The following is a 6367-nucleotide window of genomic DNA, read 5'->3' on the forward strand; positions in this document are numbered from 1 at the left end:
GGGATTGGGGATTGGGGATTGGGGAATAAATCAATTAGAAATTAAAAGTTCAAAAATTTCATGTCTAACAACTTAACTATCCGAAGTCATTGTTTTGATTGGGGAAAGCGGACTTATCTCATGGGAATTTTGAATGTCACCCCGGATAGCTTTAGTGATGGTGGTAAATTTAACACCACCTCAGCCGCTTTAACCCAGGCACAAGCAATGGTGGCGGCTGGTGCTGATATTATTGATATTGGTGGACAATCAACTCGTCCAGGTGCGGAGCAAATATCCCTAGAAGCAGAACTGGAGAGGGTGCTGTCTGTTTTGGAGTTGCTGCGTCCAGTTGTTGATGTCCCTATTTCTGTAGATACAACTAGAGCAGAGGTAGCCAAAGCAGCAATTATTGCTGGAGCAGATATAGTTAATGATATTTCAGCGGGGACATTTGACCCCCAAATGTTGCCAACTGTTGCTAGTTTAAATGTGCCGATTGTGTTAATGCACATCAAGGGAACTCCCCAAACTATGCAAAAATGTACTGATTATGAGGATTTAATTGCTGATATTTATAAATTTTTATTTGAGCAAATTACAAATGCTAGGCTTTTAGGAATTGATCAAAATAAAATAATTATTGATCCTGGTATTGGTTTTGCTAAAAACCATCAACAGAATTTAGAAATTTTTCGCTGTTTAGAATCACTAAAAACTCTTAATTCTCCCATTTTAGTGGGAGCATCTCGTAAAAGTTTTATCGGTAATATTCTTAATCAACCAGATCCAACATTACGGGTTTGGGGAACAGCCGCAGCTTGTTGTGCGGCTATTTTTAATGGTGCGGATATTCTCCGAGTCCACGATGTTCGAGAAATGCAAGAAGTTACTCTAGTCGCAGATGCTATTTTTCGTGATAGCGCAGCGTGGCGTTAGCCATAGGTTAGGAGGTAGGGGACCGCGCCCAGTTAATGGTAAGTAGTGAGACAGAATTAATTACACAATGTCATTGCGTTAGCGCAGCGTGGCGTAGCCATATGGAACGAAGTGAAATCAAGCAATCGCCAGGGTTGTGATTGCTTCCCTTCGCTCGCAATGACTGTAAATATTTTTGTCCAATTACTTATCAAGCTCTAATTAGATCCATTCCCATTACCTTTACCATTACCCTTTCCATTAGTGGGATTTTTACCATGATTTTCTTGTACTGAATCAGAAATCAATTCCTGAAACATTTCTGTTGAGTTAGCAGGATCTACAAATACAATTTTGGCATTATTGCTTTCACCAAGTTTCTGACTAGCATCTACGTAATCCTGGGCAACAAGATACCTTAAGATATCCTTACTTTCAGGGTGAGAACGCAAGGCTTCAGAAATTATTTCTATTGATGTTTTAGTTCCTTCAGCCCGTTTAACTGCTGCTTGTCGCTCTCCTTCTGCTGCTTCTATTGCTGCCTTTTTTTTAATTTGTGCTGTTTGTTGTTCTTGCATTGACTTGCGTACAGCTTCTGGTGGGGTGATACTTTGAATATCTAAACGGATAATTTCAATTCCCCATGCGGATGTAATTGGATTTAATACACCTAATATGCTTCCGTCCATCTCGTCTCTGGACATATTAGTATCCTCTAAGGAATTTTGAGCAATATTTTCCCGAAGGGTGGTTGTGGCTAAGTTAGCTAAAGCTGTTTCTAAGTCATCAATAGCATAAAAGCTTTTTTCAATGTCTTTGATCCGCCAGTAAAGAATTGCATCAACTTCTAAGTAAACTCCGTCTTTAGTAATTACATTTTGCGGTTTTATATCTAATAACTGCTCTCTGGTTGTATCCTCCATCACAATTTGATCAAGAATGGGAACTATGAAACTTAGTCCAGGATTTAGTTTGCGATGATACCGCCCCAAGCGTTCAACTAAGGCGACATTTCCTTGATTTACCATCTTTGCAGATGCGAAGGCATAACCTACTAGAGCTAAAAATATGATAAAAATTATTGGGTCCATTCAGTTATTCTCCTCTTTCGGCTTTGGGCAGAATTGATTGTTAGGGTTATGGTTGGCATTAACTGTAAATTAAAATGGGTTAATTGCGTAATTTCCCGATTGTTAACTATAAAAGTCAGTAACCCAGCCCTAAAGGGACTGGGCTTGCAAGAGTAATCAAGCAAGCCGTACTGACCAGACCACCCTGAGCGTTGTCGAAGGGTAGCCGTTATTTGAGTCACGACACCCCGGAATGCGAAGCTAGTTCCCTGCTCTGTCATTTGCAATTAAACAGTTTTAAGGTCACTGAAACAGTGTTGCAAGTCTAAAAAGCTCTTATAACAGGTCGTTCGCGCAGCGTGCCGGAGGCATCTAGCTAACATTACCCCAGAAATGGGAGGCTATGAGTGAGCAAAACATTATGCGTACAGAGTTGGAGAATTTGAATCGGTAATTGTCCCGTTGAAAGTACATTACAAAAGTACCCCAAATTTCCCAACTCCAAGGCGGTAATGAAAAAATATTCAAAGCGGTTAAAACCGCTCGTGCCGTTTCCCTCTCAGGGAGCCAATCCGCTGAGTTTCCCACTTACCGGGTATTCTTATGATAAACCTGCGATCGCATTATAGGCGATCGCTACACCTCTAATCATGAGTTGCCAAAAAAAATAACCTAAGATGTATAATAATTATGTTTTGGGTCTAGATTTTTTGAGTGGAAACCTAGAAAACCAACCTTTCAACTTAAACTAAAATCCAGTAGTAAATAGTCTGATAATCCCCAAGATAGTACCTAAAGGACCGGCTACAGTATTAACTCTATCACCAGTTTTAGCTAACCCATTGCGATCAACTACGACAACATCATTGTTACGAAGGATCGGATTGGTTTCCTCATTAATTCCCTTAGATAAATCCACTTTAATTGGACGTTTAGTAACTGTACCATTGGTATTGAGGCGAATTAATTCTACAGTTCCTTTACTGGCTCTACTATCATTAAAACCACCAGCGGCTAATAATGCCTGATTTAAAGAGCTATTTGGTTGTAATCTTACCGCCCCTGCTCTTTTGACTTCACCCACTACACCCACTTCAATAGTATTTGGGGACAAAGTTGTTGTTGCTAATTGGGTAGATTCGGCGGCACTAATATCCGTAGCTGTAGGAATGATGATAGTATCGCCATCTTGCACCACTATGTCTTGATTGATATCACCGCTTTGTAGTAATTCCCATAGGTTAATATCTATAGTTTGTTCCGTACCAGTTCGGGTAGGACGGCGTAATTTAATCTTCCGAACATCCGCAATGGACGTAATTCCCCCTGCTAGTTGTAAACTCCGCATGACAGTGGGTAAACCACCACCAGCACCACCACCCTCTGCCCCACCGGCATTTCCAGCAGTAACAAGATAAGAACCAGGACGGTAAACTTGACCAATTACCACCACTGTGCGGGGTGAACTTTGACTAGCGGCAAAGTTAGCTGCAAATAAATTCCGGGCTTCAGCCACATTCAAACTGGCAGCAGTGGGGACAATTATGGTGTCTCCATCTCGTAAGGTAATCTCCTGAGATATTCTACCTGTTTGCGTCAATTCCTTTAAATTTAGGGAAACTGTCTGCTCTCCAGAACGTCCTACCTTGCGGCGTAATTGTACTTGAGTTACATCTGCTGCCAGTGTCACACCCTGGGCTATGGTTAGGGCGGCTAATACCGTTGGGTATTGGACACCAGGGTTATTTCCTGCTCCCCCTTCTAAGCTGAGGGTGTAAGCACCTGGTCTTGTTACTTCCCCGGCAACAAACACATTAATGGGACGGGGTGATAATAAGTTGACGGAAATGAGCGGACGTTTGAGAAAGCGAGCATATCTTCTGGCGATTGTATCAGCAGCTTGTTCTGTGGTTAAGCCCGAAACGGGGATACTGCCAATTAAAGGCATATTAATTGAACCACCAGGAGGAACTTGATATTCACCCGTATATTCTGGTACTTCAAATACATTGACACGGATGCGATCGCCGCCGCCTAATAAATAATCTGTAGCGATACTGGGTGTTGATTTTACTGGCTGTTTTTGCGCTAAACTCACCGATGGCAAAGCGATATTCACTGTTGTTAACAATGCTAAACCCATAGTTGAGTGGGTGAGAAATTTACACAAATCTTTATTAAGCATATTTACCTGAGAATTGAAAATGACGATATTTAGAGTTATTCCGAAACATTTTAACATCGAGTATACTGAAGAATCCTAGTGACTCAACAATTTTATTTTCTAATAAATCTTTAGTTTTCCGGACATAAATAATTTGTTGCGTAAGGAATTTGATTTTAAATCTTCTCTGATGTTAGGAAAAATTTTCAGTGCTTTTTGCGAGTTATTGTTTCTCGCTGATAACAATTTTCAATCCTATGTCAACAACTAATTCATCCGCTGATGGTACAGTCATAACACTAAATTGATCAGGAATTATTAACACATAAGTAACTGACTTTTAGAATCATCAAATAATTCGCAAAAATTACTACTTATGGGTGATTTATCTCTCTTATTCTCCACCTGTTTGTACTAATTAAGCGGATGATTTCGGATTTGAATTTGATGGATAAAAAACTCTTCTAGAGACTGACGTGACAGATTCATAGTGATAACTTTCCCCCCCATTAACCTTAAACTAGACAGAAAATCATAATAATCTTCTTGGAGTATACCCTGCCAAGAACCATCAGACCTAAATTCTAAATTACCTATCCATTTTCTCAAGATTTCCCCGTCTCCGCCTTGACCTTTAACATGATAGGTGTTTTGATTACCCAAAAGTTCATTGAGAGAACCGCAACAGATTAATTCTCCTTGATCAAGAATAGCCACGCGATCGCAAATTTGTTCCACTTCACTCAATACATGACTATTAAAAAATATGGTTTTACCAGATGCTTTCAAAGCAAGAATAATTTCTCGCATTTGGTAACGTCCCAGAGGATCAAGTCCAGACATAGGCTCATCCAAAAAAACTAAATCTGGATCATTGATTAATGCCTGAGCCATACCCACGCGCTGAAGCATTCCCTTAGAATAGCGCCGCATTTGCTTTTTGCGAGCATCGGCTTGGGATAACCCCACTAATTCCAACAATTGGGGAATGCGTTGACGTTGTAACCTTTGGGGAATTTGAAATAAACCCGCTGTTAACTGCAAAAATTCCCAACCACTCAGATATTCGTATAAATAGGAATTTTCTGGGAGGTAGCCAATATGCTGCTTGACTTTAGCGTTGCCTATAGGTTTACCTAACAATAATCCCCTTCCAGACGTAGGGCGGATAATTCCCAACAATAATTTTAACAACGTGGTTTTACCCGCACCATTAGGACCCAACAGACCAAAGGTTTCTCCTGGGTACACTTGTAAAGAACAGTTTTTGAGCGATACAACCTTTTGATTGAGCCAAAACCCCGTGCGATAGACCTTTCGCAATTCAGAAGTCAGGACTACGGGTTGTTTATCTAAGGGATTTTGCTGAGAATCGGGGTTGTCTACAACAGAATTCATGGCGATGAAACTACCAACTACTGACTATTTAGAGATAACTACAGATTAACCGATGCTGAGGATTTTTATAACACACCTTTGGAACTAGGAATTGTTTCTGCCCGCCGGGGATCAATTTCCACCGCTATTCGCATGGCTCTAGCAAAGGCTTTGAATGTAGCTTCAATAATATGATGGGAATTAATTCCATCCAATTGGCGAATATGTAAAGTCATTTGACTATGATTCACCAAAGCTACGAAAAACTCCCGCACTAACTGAGTATCATAAGTCCCCACCCGTTGAGTAGGAATTTCTAAACCATAACTGAGATGAGGTCTACCAGAAAAGTCTAAAGCAACTTGTACCAAAGCTTCATCTAGAGGTGCAAGAAAATTCCCAAACCGGACAATTCCCTTTTTATTACCCAAAGCTTGGAATAAAGCTTGTCCCAAGGTAATCCCCACATCTTCGTTAGTGTGGTGATCATCAATTTCCAAATCACCTTTAGCTTGAATGTCCAAATCAAAAAGCCCATGAGAAGCGATTTGATGGAGCATATGATCTAAAAAAGGAATACCTGTAGAAACTTTACATATCCCTGTACCATCCAGATTGATAGTAACGTGAACATCTGTTTCACCAGTAGTGCGGTGAACTGAAGCTATCCGATGAGTTTGTTTATTAGTCATTTGTCAGTTGTCAGTTGTCAGTTGTCAGTTGTCAGTTGTCAGTTGTCAGTTGTCAGTTGTCAGTTGTCAGTTGTCAGTTGTCAGTTGTCAGTTGTCAGTTGTCAGTTGTCATTGGAAAAATTCTTTCTCCCCACCTCCTGTCTCTTATAAACATCTGACGCTGCCCA

Annotated in this window: 5 protein-coding genes; 1 reads left to right on the plus strand and 4 read right to left on the minus strand. The window is 40.5% G+C overall.

Annotation, left to right across the window (positions count from 1 at the left end; all coding sequences use genetic code 11):
* Window positions 1–60 precede the first annotated feature (60 nt).
* Window positions 61–918 carry a dihydropteroate synthase gene (folP, locus tag IQ228_RS18435; RefSeq protein ID WP_027401168.1) on the plus strand — a complete coding sequence of 286 codons (858 nt, stop codon included), beginning with the start codon at window positions 61–63 and terminating at the stop codon, window positions 916–918.
* Window positions 919–1115: 197 nt separating this feature from the next.
* Here the strand turns inward: folP and IQ228_RS18440 are convergent, their stop codons facing one another.
* The 4 genes from IQ228_RS18440 to hisB form a co-directional block, all read right to left on the minus strand.
* The gene (locus tag IQ228_RS18440; protein ID WP_027401169.1) at window positions 1116–1988 is read right to left on the minus strand and encodes an SPFH domain-containing protein; all 873 of its coding nucleotides are present in this window, start codon (window positions 1986–1988) and stop codon (window positions 1116–1118) included.
* Window positions 1989–2715: 727 nt separating this feature from the next.
* Window positions 2716–4152 carry a polysaccharide biosynthesis/export family protein gene (locus IQ228_RS18445; protein ID WP_193963866.1) on the minus strand — a complete coding sequence of 479 codons (1437 nt, stop codon included), beginning with the start codon at window positions 4150–4152 and terminating at the stop codon, window positions 2716–2718.
* Between the two features lie 393 nt (window positions 4153–4545).
* Window positions 4546–5529: an ABC transporter ATP-binding protein gene (locus tag IQ228_RS18450; RefSeq protein ID WP_027401171.1), complete on the minus strand. Its 984-nt coding sequence runs from the start codon at window positions 5527–5529 to the stop codon at window positions 4546–4548.
* Between the two features lie 65 nt (window positions 5530–5594).
* Entirely contained in the window at window positions 5595–6200 is a 606-nt protein-coding gene (gene hisB / locus IQ228_RS18455; protein WP_027401172.1) for an imidazoleglycerol-phosphate dehydratase HisB, read from the minus strand.
* Window positions 6201–6367: the final 167 nt, after the last annotated feature.

It is taken from the genome of Dolichospermum sp. LEGE 00246, assembly GCF_015207865.1.
In the GTDB taxonomy this organism is placed as follows: domain Bacteria; phylum Cyanobacteriota; class Cyanobacteriia; order Cyanobacteriales; family Nostocaceae; genus Dolichospermum; species Dolichospermum heterosporum.

Excerpts from the sequence above, each read along its gene's own strand:
- folP (WP_027401168.1), top strand. The coding sequence starts at position 61 with ATGTCTAACAACTTAACTATCCGAAGTCATTGTTTTGATTGGGGAAAG.
- IQ228_RS18440 (WP_027401169.1), bottom strand. The coding sequence starts at position 1,988 with ATGGACCCAATAATTTTTATCATATTTTTAGCTCTAGTAGGTTATGCC.
- IQ228_RS18445 (WP_193963866.1), bottom strand. The coding sequence starts at position 4,152 with ATGCTTAATAAAGATTTGTGTAAATTTCTCACCCACTCAACTATGGGT.
- IQ228_RS18450 (WP_027401171.1), bottom strand. The coding sequence starts at position 5,529 with ATGAATTCTGTTGTAGACAACCCCGATTCTCAGCAAAATCCCTTAGAT.
- hisB (WP_027401172.1), bottom strand. The coding sequence starts at position 6,200 with ATGACTAATAAACAAACTCATCGGATAGCTTCAGTTCACCGCACTACT.